The sequence below is a fragment of the Streptomyces sp. NPDC032198 genome, assembly GCF_040636975.1.
GTDB lineage: Bacteria > Actinomycetota > Actinomycetes > Streptomycetales > Streptomycetaceae > Streptomyces.
Map to the genome: position 1 here is coordinate 1 of NZ_JBEZVL010000014.1, position 16,236 is coordinate 16,236.

Here is a 16,236-nt window from a genome sequence, read left to right on the forward strand (position 1 = left end):
CGACCGTCACGTCGTGCCCGCGCCGCCGCAGCTCCTCGATGACCGCCTCGTCCATGCGGGACTCGACCGTGACGCTCCCCGGGCGCATGCCGCGCGGGTAGAAGGAGCCGGGGAAGCTGTCGTTGTGCCAGTTGGGGGCGTCGATGGCGCCCTGGAGGTCGAGGCCTCCGCGGACGGAGTCGCGCAGCGCCACCGCCAGGAAGAAGTGCACCTGCCACTGGTCCTGCTGGTCCCCGCCGGGCGTCCCGAACGCCATCACCGGTACGCCGTCCCTGAGGGCGAGGGACGGTGTCAGCGTCGTGCGCGGACGGCGGCCCGGCGTGAGGGAGTTGGGCAGGCCGTCCTCCAGCCAGGCCATCTGGAGCCGGGTGCCGAGCGGGAAGCCCAGCTCGGGGACGACCGGGTTGGACTGCAGCCAGCCGCCGCTGGGCGTGGCCGCGACCATGTTGCCCCAGCGGTCGACGATGTCGAGGTGGCAGGTGTCGCCGCGGGTCGCGCCGTCCGCCGAGACGGCCGGTTCGCCGGGCACCGGTGAGGTGCCGCTCTTGGCGACGGTCGGCTCTCCGGCGCCCGCTCCGGGCAGCCCGAGCGCGTCGAAGCCCGGCTCACCCGCGGCGACGGCGCTCGCGTGCGCGGAGATCTTCGGGGTGCGCCCGCCGGGGCTTCCGGGGCGCAGGTCGTGCGACGCCTTGTCGCTGATGAGCGTCCGCCGCTCGTCGTTGTACGCAGCGGACAGCAGGTCGGCGACAGGGAGCGTGTCGGCGCCGTCCGCGTCGCCGTACCAGGCCTCGCGGTCGGCCATGGCCAGCTTGCAGCCCTCGATCAGCAGGTGGACGTAGTCGGCCGAGCCGTACGCGGGCAGGTCCGCGAGCGCCGAGGGGAGCACGGCCAGCTGTTGGAGGAAGGCCGGGCCCTGACTCCAGCCGCCCGCCTTGCACAGCGTCCAGCCGTTCCAGTCGTACGTCGTCGGGGCCTCGTAGGTCGCCTCCCATCCGGAGAGGTCGGCGGCCGTCAGCGTTCCGGTGTGCCGGGTTCCGCTGGTGTCCATCGTGGGGACGGCAGCCTGGCGTATCAGCGCCTCGGCGATGAACCCCTCGCTCCAGAGCTTCCGCGCGGCCTCGATCTGCTCGGTGCGCGAGCCGGTGCCCGCCTCCTCGATCACGCGGCGCCAGGTCGCGGCGAGCGCCGGGTTGCGCAGGAGTTCACCGGGACGCGGGGACTGGCCGCCCGGCAGGTAGACCTCGGCCGACGAGGGCCATTCGGTCTCGAAGAGTTCGCGCACCGTCTCGACGGTCTCGCCGACGCGCTCCACGGGTGCGTGGCCGTCCTCGGCGTACCCGATGGCGTACGTGAGGACATCGGCGAGGGACTTGGTCCCGTGGTCGCGCAGGAGCACCATCCACGCGTCGAAGGCGCCCGGCACGGCGGCCGCGAGCGGCCCGGTGCCCGGCACCAGGTCGAGGCCGAGCGAGCGGTAGTGCGCGACGGTCGCTCCGGCGGGTGCGACGCCCTGCCCGCACAGGACCCGTACCTCTCCGTCGGCGGGGGCCACGATGATCGGCACCTCACCCGCCGGGCCGTTGAGGTGCGGCTCGACGACGTGCAGGACGAAACCGGCGGCGACCGCCGCGTCGTAGGCGTTGCCGCCGTCCTCCAGGACCGCCATCGCGGACTGCGAGGCGAGCCAGTGGGTGGAGGACACCATGCCGAAGGTGCCCTGGAGAGTCGGCCTAGTGGTGAACAAGAGAGCTGCTCCTAGCGTGCGGTGCGGGTACGGGGGATCGTACGGAGGGTCGGGGCGGCGGCAGCGTCCGGAGCCGTGCCGTCGTCGGCGACCAGGTGGCAGGAGACCTCGTGTCGGCCGTCTCCGCTTCCGGGAAGTACGCGCAGCGCGGGCACCTCGGTGCGGCAGCGGTCGACGGCCAGCGGGCAGCGCGTGTGGAAGCGGCATCCGGTCGGCGGGGCGAGCGGGCTCGGCAGTTCGCCACTGAGGACGATGCGCTCGCGGGTGCGCTGGAGCACCGGGTCGGGCACGGGCGCGGCGGAGAGCAGCGCCTGGGTGTAGGGGTGCTTGGGGTCGGCGAACAGCTCGGCGGTCGGCGCCTGTTCGACGATCTGGCCGAGATACATGACCGCGATGCGGTCGGCGAGGAACTCCACTGCGGCCAGGTCGTGCGTGATGAACAGGCACCCGAAGCCGCGGTCGCGCTGGAGGTCGGCGAGGAGGTTGAGGACCGAGGCCTGGACGGAGACGTCGAGTGCCGATGTGGGTTCGTCGGCCACCAGGAGGTCCGGGTCGACGGAGAGCGCGCGGGCGATGGAGATGCGCTGGCGCTGTCCGCCGGAGAGTTCGTGCGGATGCCGGTCGGCGTGCTCGGGGCGCAGGCCGACCTGGCCGAGGAGTTCGGCGATGCGCGCGCGTGCCGCGTCGCCCTTGGCGATGCCGTGCAGGCGCAGGGGTTCGGCGATGATCTGTCCGACGGTCATGCGCGGGTCGAGCGAGGACGAGGGGTCCTGGAAGACGAGGTGGAAGTCCTTGCGCAGCGGGCGCAGGGCACGCCGCGAAAGGCGGGTCACATCGGTGCCGTTGATGCGGACGGTGCCACCGGTGGGTTCGTCGAGCCGCACGGCACACCGCCCCACCGTGGACTTGCCGCTCCCCGACTCCCCCACGAGGCCCACGACTTCACCTTTGCCGACGGTGAGGGTGACGCCGTCGGCGGCTCGTACGATGCCGCCGGGGCTCGCGAAGTGCCGCTCCAGGTCGACCAGTTCAAGAACGGGTGTGGGGATCACTGTCCGGCCTCCTGGGTGGTGGGCGTGAGCACGGCGGCGTCCTGCGGGTGCCAGCAGGCCGCCCGGTGGGCGGCATCGGCCCCGGCGTCGCGGGAGACCGCCTTGAAGCCGGGTCTGCCCGTCGTGCACCGGTCGTCGGCGTGCGCGCAGCGTGGGGCGAACGTGCAGGCGTCGGGCTGCGCGTCGAGGCTCGGCACCAGCCCGGGGATCTCGGACAGCCGCCGCTTGCCCTCGCCGCCGGGGCGGAGGACCGCACCCAGCAGGCCGCGGGTGTACGGGTGGCGGGGCTCGGCGAACAGCTCGTGCACCGGGGCCTGTTCGACGGGGCGGCCCGCGTACATGACCAGGACGCGGTCGGCGGCGTCGGCCACCACGCCCAGGTCGTGGGTGATCAGGACGATCGCGGTGCCGAGCCGTTCCCGCAGGGACTGCAGGACTTCGAGGATGCCCGCCTGGACGGTGACGTCGAGCGCGGTGGTCGGCTCGTCGGCGATGAGGACGGACGGGTCGCAGGCGACCGCGATGGCGATCATGACTCGCTGGCGCATGCCGCCGCTGAGCTGGTGGGGGTACTCGTCGACGCGCTGGGCGGGGGCGGGGATGCCTACCAGGTCGAGGAGTTCGACGGCACGCGCGCGTGCCTCCTTCTTCGACAGGCCCTGGTGGCGCCGGAGCACCTCGCCTATCTGCCGGCCGATGGTCAGAACGGGGTTGAGGGAGGTCATCGGCTCCTGGAAGATCATCGCGATGTCCTTTCCGCGGACCCGCCCGAGCTCCTTCTCGCTCGCTCCGGCGATCTCGCGCCCGCCGAGCCTGATCGACCCTTCGATGTGCGCGGTGGGCGGCAGGAGTCCCATCACGGCCATCGCCGTGACGGACTTGCCGCAGCCCGACTCGCCTACCACCGCCAGCACTTCGCCCGGTGAGACGTCGTACGAGAGATGGTCGACGGCGTGCACCGTGCGGGTGCCCGAGCGGAAGGAGACCGACAGGTCGCGCACGCTCAGTACGGGGTTGGTCATCGGGTGGCTCCTCGGGGGTCGAGGACGTCCCGCAGGCCGTCGCCGAGCAGGTTGAACGCCAGGGTGGCCGCGACGACCGCGAGTCCGGGGAAGACCGCCATCCACGGCGCGGGCGCGAGGAAGGACTGGGCGCCGGAGAGCATCACGCCGAGGGACGCCTCCGGTGGCTGCACCCCGAGGCCGAGGAAGCTGAGCAGTGCCTCGCCGATGATCGCGGCGGGAATGCCGACGGTCGCCTGGACGGTCAGTGCGGAGGTGGCGTTGGGCAGGATGTGCCGGAAGAGGACGGTGGCGTCGCCGCCTCCGTTGGCGACGGCGGCGGCCACGTAGTCGACGTGCCGCAGCCGCAGTGTCTCGGCGCGGGTGATGCGGATGACGGCCGGGATCTGCGAGATCCCGATCGCGATCGTCGCGTTGGTGAGCGAGGGGCCGAGCACCGCGGCGAGCCCGACGGCGAGCACCAGGAAGGGGAAGGCCAGCATCGTGTCGGTGAGCCGCGAGACCACGCTGTCGGTGAACTTGCCGTAGTAGCCCGCGAGCAGGCCGAGCGGTACGCCGACGACGAACGCGAGCACCACCGCCACCATACCCACCTGCATGGACGCCCGCGCCCCGTACACGACCCGCGAGAGCTGGTCGCGGCCCAGGTCGTCCGTGCCGAGCCAGTGCGACCAGCCGGGCGCCGCAAGGGCGTTGGCGAAGTCGAGGCGCGCGGGGTCGTACGGCGCGACCAGCGGCGCGAAGAGCGCGGCGAGGACGAACACGGCGGCGATGATGCCGCCGGTCATGGCGAGCCGGTTCTTGCGCAGGGCGCGCAGCTTGCCGCTGCCCGTGCCGGCGGAACGTATCCGCCCCAGTGTGGTGAGCACCGCTGTCGTCACCGGGCACCTCCGAGCCGGATGCGCGGGTCGATGACCGAATACGCCACGTCGACCAGCAGGTTGATGAGGATGTACGCGGCGGAGGTGCACAGCACCACGCCTTGCAGGGTCGCGTAGTCGCGGGTGAAGACGGCGTCGATGGTGAGCTTGCCGAAGCCCGGCAGGACGAAGATCTGCTCGGTGACGACGGCGCCCGAGATGAGATGGCCGAGCTGGAGACCGAGCACGGTCACGACGGTGACCAGGGAGTTGCGCAACGCGTGCCCGCCGATGATCTCCCGCCGGGAGAGGCCCTTGGCGCGCGCGGTACGTACGTAGTCGGCGGAGAGCGAGTCGAGCATCGCCGCCCGCGTCTGGCGCATCACGACGGCCGCGAGCCCGGAGCCGAGGACGATCGCGGGCAGCACCATGCGGCGCAGGTTGTCGAGCGGGTCGGTGCCGAAGGGCACGTATCCGGAGGCGGAGAAGACCGGCACGGCGATGGCGAAGCCGAGGACCAGGACCATGCCGAGCCAGAAGGTGGGGACGGAGAGGCCCAGCAGGGCGAGGGCGTTGGCGAGCCACTCCTCGGGCTTTCCGCGCCGCACGGCGGCGATGATGCCCGCGCCGATGCCGACGACGACCGCCAACAGCAGGGAGAGGGCGGCCAGTTCGAGGGTGATGGGCAGCGCGGCGGTGATCGCGTCGGAGACGGGCAGGCCGGTGCGGGAGGAGGTTCCGAGGTCTCCGGTGATCGCGTGCCCGATGAACCGCCCGTACTGGACGACGATGTTGTCGTTCAGGCCGTAGCTCTCGCGGATGGCGGCGAGCGCCTCGGGGCTGCGCTCCTCACCGGCGAGGGCGAGCGCCGGGTCGCCGGGCAGCGCCCGGATGCCCGCGAAGACGACCATGCTGACGAGGACGAGCGTGACGAGGGACTGGCGGACGCGGGTGAGCAGATAGGACGTCATCGGACGTACCCCGCAGTCGTGACGCGGACCAGGCCGTCTCCGTAGACGCGGACGCCCGCGACGTCCTTGCCGGTGACGATGTAGTTCTTCTGGCGGTAGAGGTAGATGAGCCCGCGCCGTTCCTGGGCACGGCGGGTCAACTCGCCGTAGATCTTGGCGCGTCCGTCCGGGTCGGCCTCGGCACGGCCGCGCTCGACGAGCCGGTCGATGGCCGGGTCCGAGAGACCGTAGGCGTTCATCGCGCCGCGCGTCTGGAGGAAGCTGGCGATGTTGCCGTCCGGGTCGAGCCGCCCCGACCAGCCGCTGGTGAAGGCGTCGTAGTGCCCGGAGTCGGTCTCTTCGAGCATCGTGGCGTACTCGGTGGGGCGCAGCGTGACCGCGAACCCCGCTTCCTTGGTCATGGCCTGCACGACCTGCCCGAGGCGGCTGGATTCGGGGGTCGTGGACACCTTCAGCTCGATGCGCACCGGCGTTTTCACCCCGGCCTCTCGCAGGAGCTTCTTGGCTCTGGCCATGTCGCGCTTGGGGCACTGGGACGCCTTGACGCCCGGGGCGATGGCCGACTCGGGGGAGACGGGGCCGCAGGCGGGCTCGTACATGCCCTGGAAGACGACCTTGTTGATGAGGTCGCGGTCGATGGCGAGCTCGAAGGCCTCCCGGACGCGCGGTTCACGTGCGAGGGCAGTGTCGACGCGGCCCGGCTTCGCCCCGAGGCCCTTGACGTTCCCGACGTTGAAGCCGATGCCCTGATAGCCGAGCGAGGGCGAGTTGAAGAGCTGCAGACCGGGCTCGGTGAGCGCGCTGCGCACGTCGACGGGGGTCATCTGGTCGCCGACCTGGATGTCCCCGGACCGCAGGTTGGCAAGGCGGACGTTCCCGTCGGGTATCGGCTTGTAGATCACCTTGTCGAGATGGACCTGATCAGCCGCGTAGTAGTTCGGGTCCTTGGTGAGCACGATGCGGTCGCCGCCGACACGTTCCACGTACTTGAACGGGCCCACGCAGGAAGGGTGGTTGGTGAAGTTCTTGCCGTACTTCTTGAGGGCGGCGGGTGACATCACCATGCCGGAGCGGTCCGCGAGGACGGCCGTGAGGGGCACGTAGGCCTGCTTGAGCGTGAGCTCCACCGTGTACGGTCCGGTCGCCTTCGCCCCGGCGAGCGGGGCGAGTTCGGTGGCGCGTGCCGAGCCCGCGAGGCCCCGGTGGCGCAGCAGCGAGGTGACGGCGGCGTCCGCGTCAAGGCTGGTGCCGTCGCTGAACTTCAAGCCCTTGCGCAGGCCGAAGGTGACGGTGCGGCCGTCCTTCGACGTCTTGGGCAGGGCCCTGGCCAGCTGCGGGATCACGGTCCCGTGCTCGTCGATGTCGTAGAGCTTCTCGCACATCCCGGCGAAGACGGTGCGGCCCACGAGGGTCTGCGCGAGGGTCGGATCGAGCTTGTCCGGGTCGGCGTTGAGGGCGACGGTCAGGGTGCCGCCGTCCCGCACGGGACGGTCGTCGGTCATGCGCTCACCGCCGACCTCGGTGGCCGAGGACTGCAAGGAGCCGCAGCCCGCCGTCAGGGACATCACCAGGGCAACTGCCGCGAGGGCAACCGCTTTTCGGCGCACGGGTAGGTACCTCCGCCAGGGTGGTTCCGGGCTGATCGTGGACGATCAAGGAATACGGCAGAACGTATTTCGCATACAGTCCGCACACAAGAGGCCCGTCCGGATGCCGGACCGGATTTGATGAAGATTGAATAACCGGGTGCGACAAACAGCTGGGGGGCGCCCTTGTGCGGACATTCGGCGGGCTTTCCGTCCATCAGGGGACGACGTGCCGCGGGCCGGAAGCGGATCGCCTCGCCGGGCCGTTGTCAGTGCGCCGCGCTAGTCTCCGCGCATCTGACCGTTCCACCCCGTTCCGGGAGGTTTTCATGGTCTCGCGCCTCAACCCGTATCTCAGCTTCGGCGGCGACGCCCGACAGGCCCTCGAGTTCTACAAGGAGGTCTTCGGCGGCGATCTCGCGCTCAACACCTTCGGCGAAGCCGGCCAGCAGGGCACCCCGTCCGCCGACAACATCATGCACGGCATGCTGGAGGCACCGAACGGCTTCACCCTGATGGGCGCCGACACCCCGCCGGGCATGGACCACACCCCGGGCAACAACTTCTCGGTGAGCCTCAGCGGGGACGACGACGCCGAGCTGCGCGGCTACTGGGAGAAGCTGTCCGCCGGCGGCTCGGTGGCCGTGCCGTTGGAGAAGCAGATGTGGGGCGACGTGTTCGGCATGTGCACGGACCGCTTCGGCATCCCCTGGATGGTCAACATCAGCCAGCCGCAGAGCTGACCGGCCGCCCACGACGCGGCGGGGTCTGCCGGGCCCAGCAGGCGCCGGCAGACCCCGGCGCGCCCCGGTCGCGGGCTCTGAGCAGCGCGTCTACGGTGTGACGGGGATGTCTTGTGTGGTGGGGGACGTCTGGAGGCACCGATGGACCGCTCGCCCGCGCCCGAGCCCTTCGAGGCGGTGCAGACCGCAGGATCGTCCGCCTCCGCTCCCCCGCATCCGAGCGGCGGAAGCCATGAACACCGCTGGCTGATCCTCGGCGTCGTCGGCATCGCCCAGCTCATGGTGGTCCTCGACGCGACCATCGTGAACATCGCGCTGCCGTCCGCCCAGCAGGACCTCGGGTTCAGCGACGGCAACCGCCAGTGGATCGTCACCGCGTACGCGCTCGCCTTCGGCAGCCTGCTGCTCCTCGGTGGGCGCATCGCCGACCTGGTGGGCCGCAAGCTGGTCTTCCTCGCCGGACTCGCAGGCTTCGCGCTCGCCTCGGCCCTCGGCGGCGCGGCGACCAGCTTCACCATGCTGGTGGTCGCGCGCGCCCTGCAGGGCCTGTTCGGAGCGCTCCTCGCGCCCGCCGCGCTGTCCCTGCTCACGACGACGTTCACCGACCCCAAGGAACGCGCGAAGGCGTTCGGCATCTACGGCGCCATCGCGGGCGCGGGCGGCGCGGTCGGACTGCTCCTGGGCGGCATCCTGACCGAGTACCTGGACTGGCGCTGGTGCCTGTACGTGAACCTGATCTTCGCGGTGTTCGCCATGCTGGGCGGCGCCCGGCTGCTGCACGGCGGCAGGCCCGTGGACCGGCCGAAACTGGACGTCCCCGGCACCCTGCTGGTCTCCGCGGGCCTGTTCTGCATCGTCTACGGCTTCTCGAACGCCGAGACGCACGCCTGGGGCGACGTCCAGACCTGGGGGTTCCTGGTGGTCGGCGCCGTCCTGGTGGCGGCCTTCGCCTGGTGGCAGACGCGGGCCGCGCATCCACTGCTCCCGCTGCGGGTCGTGCTCGACCGGGACCGCGGGGCGTCGTTCCTCGCGATGTTCATCTCCGGCGCGGGCATGTTCGGTGTCTTCCTGTTCCTGACGTACTACCTCCAGCAAATCCTCGGCTACACGCCGGTCAAGACCGGGCTCGCGTTCCTGCCGATGGTCGCCGTGATGGTGGTGATCTCCGTCGTCACGACCAACGTGCTCGTGCCGCGGTTCGGCGCGAAGCCCATCGTGCCGCTCGGCATGGGTCTCGCGGCGGCCGCGATGGCCTGGCTCACCGCCCTCGACGTGCACAGCGGTTACGCGGCGCACGTGCTGCCGCCGCTGCTCGTCGCCGGTCTCGGCCTCGGTCTGGTCTTCGCGCCGGCGATGAGCATGGCGACCGCGGGCGTCGCCGCGCATGACGCGGGCGTGGCGTCGGCGATGGTCAACACCAGCCAGCAGGTGGGCGGTTCGATCGGCACGGCCCTGCTCAACTCCCTCGCGACGAGCGCCGCGGCCAGCTACCTCGTGGGCAAGCAGCCGACGCCACAGGTGAAGGCCCAGTCCGCGATGGAGAGTTATTCGACCGCCTATACGTGGTCGGCCGTCTTCTTCGCGGTCGGGCTGATCGTTACGGTCGTGCTGTACCGCAGGGGAGCCCCGGTCCACTCCGAGGCGGACGGCGGCGCGGTACACATGTAGGACGGGAGGGGCGATGGCAACGGCATCCGAGGCTTCACCGACGAAGGACGCGGACGGCGGTGTCGCGCTGGCATCGGCACGGGGCCGGTGGGTGCTCGCCTGCGCCGTCCTCGCGTCCGGCATGGCGATGCTGGACGGCACGGTGGTGAACGTCGCCCTGCCCACCCTCGGCCGCGAGCTGGACACGTCGATCGCGTCCCTGCAGTGGGTCGTCAACGCCTACATGCTCACGCTCTCCTCGCTGCTGCTGCTCGGCGGGGCGCTCGGCGACCGCATCGGACGGCGGCGCACCCTGGTCATCGGCGTCGTGTGGTTCGCCGTCGCCTCGGCCCTCTGCGGGCTCGCGCAGGACGCGGGGATGCTCATCGCGGCGCGGGCGTTGCAGGGCATCGGCGGCGCGCTCCTGACGCCGGGCTCACTCGCCCTGGTGCGCACGTCGTTCCGGCCACAGGACCAGGCACGTGCGGTGGGCGCCTGGTCGGGACTCGGCGGGGTCGCGGGCGCGGTGGGCCCGTTCCTGGGCGGCTGGCTGATCGACGGGCCCGGCTGGCGGTGGATCTTCCTGATCAATGTGCCGCTGGCGGCGCTCGTGCTCTTCGCGGTCCGTCATGTGCCGGAGAGCCGGGCCGAAGGTGCCGCGGACAAGCCGTTCGATGTGACGGGGGCGTGCCTGGCGGCGCTGTTCCTCGCGGGCCTCAGCTTCGCGCTGATCGGCGCCGCGGGGGACGCGTCGAAGGCGGCCGCGGTCCTGCCGGGCCTCGGCGGGCTCGCGGCGGGTGTCGCCTTCGTCATGGTGGAGCGCCGCCGCCGTAACCCGATGCTGCCGCTCTCCCTCTTCCGCTCCCGCCTGTTCAGCGCGGCCAACGTCATGACGCTGTGCCTGTACGCGGCCATCGGCGGACTCTTGTTCATGCTGCCGGTGCAGTTGCAGACGACGCTGGGCTACGACGCGCTGCAGGCGGGCACGGCGACGCTGCCGATCACGGTCATGATGCTGCTGCTCTCGGCGTCGGCGGGCGAACTGTCGCGGCGGATCGGCCCTACGGTGCCGCTGGTCGTGGGCCCGTTGATCGCGGCCGCCGGGGCGCTCCTGATGCTGCGGATCGAGCCCGGCGCAGCGTACGCCACGGAGGTGCTGCCCGCGGTGGTGGTGCTCGGCCTGGGGATGAGCCTGTTCGTGGCCCCGCTGACGGCGACGGTCCTGGCCTCGGTGGACGCGGGGCGCGCGGGTCTTGCGAGCGGCGTCAACAACACCGCGGCGCGGGTGGCCCAGATGCTCGTCGTCGCCGCTCTCCCCCTTGCCGTGGGCCTGTCCGGTACGGCCTACGCGGATCCGGACGCGCTGAACACGGCGTTCGGGAAGGCGGCCGTGGGCTGCGCGGGCCTGTTCGTCCTGGCGGCGGTAGCGGCGGCGGTCTTCATCCGCCCGCGGCCCGCCTCCTGGCACGAGGACGCGGGGAACACGCCCCGCTGCAAGTCCCATCTGGGCGTCAGCGCACCGCCGTTGGAGCCGGGCAAGGACTGCGCGGGATAAGGATGAGGGCAGGGTGAGGGTGGCTGCGGCCCTCAGGCCAGCGCGTCGGGTGCGTCGCGTACGAACAGGGTGACCGACACGCTCTCCTTGAAGCCGTTGCGCCGCATCAGCGCGGCGGATGCGGTGTTGCGCGACTCGACATCGGTCACCACGGCGGTGGCACCGGCGGCGGTCAGCGCCGCGCAGCAGGCCTGCACCAGATGGCTGGCGACGCCCTGCCCCTGGTAGGCGGGGGCGCTGGCGATCCACTCCAGGTTCCCCCAGTCCGTACGCTGGTCGAACCCCATCGAGCCGAGGACGAAACCGGCGAGGGCGTCACCGTCGAGCGCCACCCAGCACGAGGAGGCATCGGCGTCCAGGTGCCGGGCGATCGCCGAGAGCGACCACGACGTGTACGGCTTCACCGAGGTGTCGTACAGCTCACGCCCCAGGGCGAGGACGTCGGCCAGATGGGTGGCGGTCATCCGTTCGAGGGCGATCGGGGACCGCTGGTGGGCGGCGGCGGCTGACATGGGACCTCCCGGGTAGCGGACGCCGGGACCTGCGCGGGTGCGGGACGGTGACCGGCTGCTTCTCACGCTATGAGGGCCCGGGGCGTCGCGCACGCCAGGGCCCACGCCGGGACGAACGTCAGGACCCACGCCGGGACGCGGCAGGGGCGCGCGTCAGAAGGTGCGCGAGGACCGGCCGCCACCAGGCCCCTCGCCGAACCCGAGGAGCCCTTTAGCAGACCACTGTTGCGACCGCCTATCGTGGTGCGCATGTCCGCTCCTGAGCTGATCCGCATCGTCTCCCGTTCCTCCCCCATGGCGCTGGCCCAGGTGGAGCGAGTCCGCGCCGAACTCGCCGCGCTGCACCCCGGGATCCGCACCGAGGTCGTACCGGTCACGACCTCGGGTGACAAGTGGATGGGGGACCTCGCGAAGCTCGGCGGCAAGGGTGCCTTCACCAAGGAGGTCGACGCGGCACTGCTCGCCGGTGAGGCGGACCTCGCGGTGCACTGCGTCAAGGACGTGCCGGCGGACCGGCCGCTCCCGGCGGGCACCACCTTCGCCGCGTTCCTCAAGCGGGACGACATCCGCGACGCGCTCATCCACCCCGGCGGGCGCACACTGGACGAGCTGCCCACGGGCACCCGCATCGGCACGTCCTCGGTGCGCCGCATCGCTCAACTGGCCGCATCACACCCGGAGTTGGAGTGCGTGCCGATGCGCGGCAACGCCGGGCGCCGGATGGAGAAGCTGGCCGCGGGCGACGCGGACGCGCTGCTGCTCGCGGTGTCGGGGCTCGAACGCATCGACCGGATGGACGTGGTCACCGAGGTCCTTTCGGTGGAGGCGATGTGCCCGCCGATCGGCGCGGGGATCCTGGCCCTGCAGTGCCGCGAGGAAGACACGGAGACCATCGACGCCGTGTCGGGCCTCGGTGACCCCGAGGCCTGGCGGGAGGCGACCGCCGAGCGCATGTTCCTGCATGTCCTGCAGGGGCACTGCAACTCCCCCATCGCCGGGTACGCACGATGCGAGCGGGGCGGCGACCTCTCGCTGCGCGCCCGCGTGTTCACCCCGGACGGCAAGACGGTCCTCAACGCCCACGAGTGGGCCGGGCCGCTCGACCCGGCGACGCTCGGCACGTCCGTGGCGGTCACGCTCCTTCGCCAGGGCGCGCGTGAACTGATCGACTCCATCGCGCACTGACCCCGCTCAGCCGGCCGTGATGAGACGGCCGTGATCAGACGACCGTGACCCGCACGCCGTCGGCGGCGATGGCGTCGAGTTCACCCCTGGGTGCCCCGGCGTCGGTGACGAGGGTGTGCACGCCTGCCGTCGGGCAGATCCTGGCGAACGTCGCCCTGCCGATCTTCGTGTGGTCGGCGACCACGACGGTGCGGCTGCTGTGGCCCGCGAAGGCACGGTCGGTGGCCGCCTCCAGCTGATCGTACGTGGTGCACCCGTGGACGGCGCTGATGCCGTCCACGCCGAGGAACGCGATGTCCGTGTGGTGGTCGGCGAGGGTCTTCTCCGCGATGGGGCCCACCAGTTCGTAGCTCTCGCTGCGGGCGGTGCCGCCGACCACGATCAGCGTGACGGTCGGGCGCAGGACGAGGGCCGCCGCGATGTTCACGGCGTTGGTGACGATCGTGACGGGGCCGCGGTCGGCGAGCAGCCGGGCCACCTCCGTGGTGGTGCTGCCGCCGGTGAGACCGACCACCGCACCGGCGGGCACCAGTCCGGCGGCGGCCTGCGCGATGGCCTGCTTCTGCGGGGAGCGCTGATCGATCCGGTGCTGGAGCGGCACCTCGATGCTCAGACCGCCGAGGACCGCGCCGCCGTGCGTGCGCTCGAGCAGCCGCTGGTCGCTCAACTGCCGCAGGTCGCGGCGCACGGTGGCCTGCGAGACCCCGAGCAGCCGGGACAACTGCGTGACGTCCGCGCTGCCCTGGGCGGCGACATGCTCAAGTATCCGCGCATGGCGGTCGCTTCTCAGCACGGGGCGAGCATAGCCGCCGCACAGCGTTACGAGCAGACTCCCGCAGAAATACTGCGCGTTTCTGCGCGACTGCGCCAAGTGCTCCTCAGTCCCCATCCCTTGACATGACCGAAACTGCTCGCTTAACTCCCTGGCACGCCGATGCCGAGCACTCGGCGCAGAGGTACGCCTAGCCGGTAGTTGGCCTTGGCCATGAGCCCGGACTGAGTCGCCAGGACCCTTCCGTGTCCGAGGCGGGGACGTGCCCTCAGACATCTGGAGCTCTGAGATGAGCCTCAATCGTGTTCTGCGCAGGGGTGTCGCCGCGTCCGCGGCGCTCACGGCCACCGTGGCCGCCTGCCTGCTCGTCCCGTCCACGGCATCCGGCGCGACCGCCGCCGAGCTGCCACCGGCTCATGCCGGGTTCGACTACCAGATCGGCGGCTCGTACACACCGCCCGCCGGGGTCGAGACCGTCAGCCGGGACCGGACGGCCGCCCCCGCACCCGGCCTGTACAACATCTGCTACCTCAACGCCTTCCAGGTCCAGCCGGGGGCCGAGGGAGACTGGGACCCCGACCTGCTGCTGCGGGACGCCGACGGCGAGGTCGTGTACGACGGCGACTGGGGCGAGGCCGTCCTGGACATCCGCACCGCCGGCAAGCGCGAGCGGATCGCCGCCAAGGTCGGCGGCTGGATCGACGGCTGCGCCGACAAGGGCTTCCAGGCCGTCGAGCCGGACAACTACGACACCTTCACCCGCTTCCCTGACCTCCTTACGGCCGATCAGGCCATGTCCTACGTCTCGCTGCTCTCCGCGCGCGCCCACGAACAGGGCCTGGCCGCCGCGCAGAAGAACACGCCCCAGCTGGCCGGTGAGCGCGAACGGACCGGGCTCGACTTCGCCGTCGCCGAGGAGTGCGGCGCGTACGACGAGTGCGGCGACTACACCTCCGCGTTCGGCGACGACGTCCTGGTCATCGAGTACACGGACGACGGTCTGCGCAAGGCCTGCGCGGGCTTCGGCGACCGGCTGAGCATCGTCCGCCGCGACGTCGGAGTGTCGCCCGCGGGCAGCGACGGATACGTCCGCCGAACCTGCTGATCCGCGGCACATCCGGGCTTCCGCTCCGCGCGGGGATCCCCGCGCGGAGTTCGCCCGGATATGGGCCCACCGCTTCACCTCCCCGCCATGGACGTTCCGTCCCATGGACCTTCCGCGCCGCGGGCGCACCCGATTCCCCTGGAGGCAGTGATGACCGCAGGACCCCGAGCGCCGGGAGGTCCCTCGCGACGCGGCGTGCTGCGCGCGGGCGGCACTGCGGCGGCGATCGTGGCGGGCGGGGGCACACTGGCGGGCTGCGGCACGGGGCCCGCCGACGGGGTCGGCCCCGACGGGCGGGTGACCATCCAGCTGTGGCACGGCCAGACCGACACCGCCGCCAAGGTCATCAAGGGGCTGGTCGCCCGCTTCCAGGCCGCCCACCCGGACATCCGCGTCGACATGGGCGGCGGTGTGCTCGCCGACGCCATGCTGCAGAAGATCACCGCCGCCCTCGCCGCGGGCTCGTACCCCGATATCGCCTACGTCTTCGGCTCCGACCTGGCCAGCGTCGCCCGCAGCCCCGAGGTGGTCGACCTGACCGACCACGTGCGCGAGGGGCCGACACCGTGGCGCAACTTCTGGGCCCCGGCCCGGCAGGCCGTCACCATCAACGGCCGGGTCCGGGCGATGCCCGCGCTCCTGGACTGCCTCGCCGTGGTCTGCAACAAGAAGCTGTTCGCCGAGGCCGGACTCGATCTGCCCGAACCGGGCTGGACCTGGGACGAGTTCACCGACACCGCGCGCCGCCTGACCGATGCCGGCAAGGGGCGCTTCGGCACCGGCTGGCCCGGCACCGGCGACGAGGACACCGTGTGGCGGATGTGGCCGATGGTGTGGGACCTGGGCGGCGACGTGATCGCCGACGACGGGCACGGCATCGGTTTCGCGAAGGAGGGCGTACGCGCGCTGGAGGTCGTACGGGACCTGGTGCGCGACAAGAGCGTCTATGTCGATCCCAAGCCCGGCAGCGAGCAGATGTACCAGGTCTTCCTGTCCGGGCGGATGGGCATGGTGCCCACCGGCCCCTGGCAGCTTCCGGACATCACCCAGGCCAAGGTCGATTACCACGTGGTGCCCCTGCCCAGCTTCAGCCGCCGGCCCGTGACCATCTCGGGACCCGACACCTGGACGGTGTTCGACAACGGCGCGGCCCGGAAGAAGGCCGCCCGCACCTTCGTCACCTGGCTCAACCAGCCGGGGCCGGACAGCCGGTGGGCCGTCGAGGCGGGCAGCCTGCCGCTGAGCCGCCGCAGTCAGGACCGCCCCGCCTGGCGCGAGCACGCCGCCGACATGCCGGGCCTTCCGGTGTTCACCGACGCGGTCACCTCGGCCCGGGTGCGCCCCGTGCACGCCGCCTACCCCCGCATCTCCCAGTCCCTCGGGCAGGCGGTCGTCTCCGTCCTGCTCGGCCGCAAGAGCCCCGCCGACGCGGTGCGCACGTGCGCCGAAGAAGCCAACGCCGCCCTGCTGATACCGCGTTGA

14 protein-coding genes are annotated in these 16,236 nt (G+C 71.6%); 6 read left to right on the top strand and 8 right to left on the bottom strand.

Annotated elements, in window-relative coordinates; genetic code table 11:
- The 6 genes from AB0E78_RS31915 to AB0E78_RS31940 all read right to left on the bottom strand — a co-directional run.
- Positions 1–1,744: gamma-glutamyltransferase (locus tag AB0E78_RS31915; protein WP_361839875.1), on the bottom strand; the 1,744-nt coding region annotated here is incomplete at its 3' end.
- 11 nt (positions 1,745–1,755) lie between these two features.
- Positions 1,756–2,796, bottom strand: a complete 1,041-nt coding sequence (locus AB0E78_RS31920) for an oligopeptide/dipeptide ABC transporter ATP-binding protein (protein ID WP_361839878.1) — start codon at positions 2,794–2,796, stop codon at positions 1,756–1,758.
- Positions 2,793–3,818, bottom strand: a complete 1,026-nt coding sequence (locus AB0E78_RS31925; RefSeq protein ID WP_361839880.1) for an ABC transporter ATP-binding protein — start codon at positions 3,816–3,818, stop codon at positions 2,793–2,795. The genes AB0E78_RS31920 and AB0E78_RS31925 overlap by 4 nt, the downstream gene beginning before the upstream one ends.
- On the bottom strand, positions 3,815–4,699 hold the full coding sequence (locus tag AB0E78_RS31930; RefSeq protein WP_361839883.1) for an ABC transporter permease: 885 nt from the start codon (positions 4,697–4,699) through the stop codon (positions 3,815–3,817). The genes AB0E78_RS31925 and AB0E78_RS31930 overlap by 4 nt, the downstream gene beginning before the upstream one ends.
- A complete protein-coding gene (locus tag AB0E78_RS31935; protein WP_361839885.1) occupies positions 4,696–5,649 on the bottom strand; it encodes an ABC transporter permease in 954 nt (317 codons plus the stop codon). The genes AB0E78_RS31930 and AB0E78_RS31935 overlap by 4 nt, the downstream gene beginning before the upstream one ends.
- Positions 5,646–7,256 carry an ABC transporter substrate-binding protein gene (locus tag AB0E78_RS31940; protein ID WP_361839888.1) on the bottom strand — a complete coding sequence of 537 codons (1,611 nt, stop codon included), beginning with the start codon at positions 7,254–7,256 and terminating at the stop codon, positions 5,646–5,648. Before AB0E78_RS31940 ends, AB0E78_RS31935 begins: the two co-directional genes overlap by 4 nt.
- Before the next feature lie 308 nt (positions 7,257–7,564).
- Between AB0E78_RS31940 and AB0E78_RS31945 the strand changes: the two genes are divergently transcribed.
- From AB0E78_RS31945 to AB0E78_RS31955, 3 genes are all read left to right on the top strand, one after another.
- On the top strand, positions 7,565–7,978 hold the full coding sequence (locus AB0E78_RS31945) for a VOC family protein (RefSeq protein ID WP_361839890.1): 414 nt from the start codon (positions 7,565–7,567) through the stop codon (positions 7,976–7,978).
- A 141-nt stretch (positions 7,979–8,119) separates the two neighbouring features.
- Positions 8,120–9,646 (top strand): MFS transporter, encoded by a 1,527-nt coding sequence (locus tag AB0E78_RS31950; RefSeq protein ID WP_361839893.1) that lies wholly within the window; start codon positions 8,120–8,122, stop codon positions 9,644–9,646.
- 13 nt (positions 9,647–9,659) lie between these two features.
- Complete coding sequence (locus tag AB0E78_RS31955) at positions 9,660–11,180, top strand: MFS transporter (protein WP_361839895.1); 1,521 nt, start codon at positions 9,660–9,662, stop codon at positions 11,178–11,180.
- A 32-nt stretch (positions 11,181–11,212) separates the two neighbouring features.
- Here AB0E78_RS31955 and AB0E78_RS31960 read toward each other — a convergent pair whose 3' ends face one another.
- Positions 11,213–11,692, bottom strand: coding sequence for a GNAT family N-acetyltransferase (locus AB0E78_RS31960; protein WP_361839898.1), 480 nt, complete (start codon positions 11,690–11,692; stop codon positions 11,213–11,215).
- Positions 11,693–11,941: 249 nt separating this feature from the next.
- Here AB0E78_RS31960 and hemC point away from each other — a divergent pair, with 249 nt between their 5' ends.
- Positions 11,942–12,877, top strand: a complete 936-nt coding sequence (hemC, locus tag AB0E78_RS31965; RefSeq protein WP_361839900.1) for a hydroxymethylbilane synthase — start codon at positions 11,942–11,944, stop codon at positions 12,875–12,877.
- A 34-nt stretch (positions 12,878–12,911) separates the two neighbouring features.
- On the opposite strand, the gene AB0E78_RS31970 is transcribed toward hemC, so the two are convergent.
- The gene (locus AB0E78_RS31970; protein WP_361839903.1) at positions 12,912–13,670 is read right to left on the bottom strand and encodes a DeoR/GlpR family DNA-binding transcription regulator; all 759 of its coding nucleotides are present in this window, start codon (positions 13,668–13,670) and stop codon (positions 12,912–12,914) included.
- A 268-nt stretch (positions 13,671–13,938) separates the two neighbouring features.
- On the opposite strand from AB0E78_RS31970, the gene AB0E78_RS31975 reads away from it, so the two are divergent.
- Positions 13,939–14,754 (top strand): endo alpha-1,4 polygalactosaminidase, encoded by an 816-nt coding sequence (locus tag AB0E78_RS31975; protein WP_361839905.1) that lies wholly within the window; start codon positions 13,939–13,941, stop codon positions 14,752–14,754.
- Positions 14,755–14,904: 150 nt separating this feature from the next.
- Positions 14,905–16,236 (top strand): ABC transporter substrate-binding protein, encoded by a 1,332-nt coding sequence (locus AB0E78_RS31980; protein WP_361839908.1) that lies wholly within the window; start codon positions 14,905–14,907, stop codon positions 16,234–16,236.